The following is a 1,108-nucleotide window of genomic DNA, read 5'->3' on the forward strand; positions in this document are numbered from 1 at the left end:
CCGTGGTGCGGGGCAGGGTACGGAGCCGGATCACGGTGCGCGGGTACTCCTCCCGGAGCACCTTGCCCGCCAGGTGGTCGCGCAGCTCCTCGATGTCCGGCAGGGAGGTCCCGGCCGGCCAGGTCCGGCCGCCGGGCGGTGGGGCCACGTACGCGACGAGCCGCCGTGGGCCGCGCGGGCCGTCGACCCCCTTGACGATGGCCCCGCCGATGCCCTCGTGGCTGCGGATGGCGGATTCGAGGGGGTACGGGTCGAGCGTGCGGCCGCCGGGAAGGGCGATCCGGTCCTGGATCCGGCCGCCGTACTCCAGCAGGCCGTCGTCACGGAGCAGGCCGAGGTCGCCGGTCGGTATCGCGTCTGCGCCGTCCGGCGGGACGAGGCGGACCTCCCCGCCGCGCACTTCGGCACGGAAGCCGGGGAACGCGGTGCCGAGCAGGGAGATCTCTTCCGGGTCGTCCAACGGGTGGGGCAGCTGCGACAGTTCGAACCAGGTGCCGATGCCGGCGCACTCCGCGGTGCCGTAGATGTTGAGCACGCGTGCGCCCGGGTGCAGCCGGACCTGCAGGGTCGCCTGTTCGTCGAGGTAGAGACGGTCGCCCGAGACGGCGAGCAGCCGCAGGGACCGGCAGGCGGGGTCGGGCCCCCGGTGGGCGGCCGGGGCGAGGGTTCCCGTTTCCGCGTCCTGGATCAGCAGTCGGGCGGCGCCGGCCGGGTCGGTGTGCAGCACGGTGACGTGGTCGGTCTCGACGGCCGCGCGGATGTCTTCGGGGGGCCAGGCCGAGCGCGGGGAGAGCACGAGGGCCCCGCCCGAGCACAGGGCGCGGGTCCAGCCCCCGGCGAAGGCGGTGGCGTCCGTACCGAGGGTGAACAGGTGCCGGTCCCGCGGGGTCGGCCGGGCCACCTCGGCCCAGCCGTCGTGGGCGGCGAGGAGCATCCCGTGGCTCACGGGGACCGCGCGCGGCTCGGCCGTCGAGGTGAACAGGACCGCGGCGGGGCGGCCGGGCGGCGGGACGGCCGCCCCGGGAAGCGCGTCGTCAGGGCGGTCCGCGGGGCGGTCCACGGGCTGGTCGGTGCGCGGCCCGCCGATCTCCGGGGCCTGCGCGTCGCG

At 76.8% G+C, this 1,108-nt stretch carries 1 protein-coding gene; it reads right to left on the bottom strand.

The window, feature by feature from the left end; translation table 11 throughout:
* A partial coding sequence (locus ACWGIU_RS38345; RefSeq protein ID WP_453712773.1) for an AMP-binding protein occupies positions 1-1,108 on the bottom strand: 1,108 nt, incomplete at both ends.

It is taken from the genome of Streptomyces sp. NPDC054840, assembly GCF_053611065.1.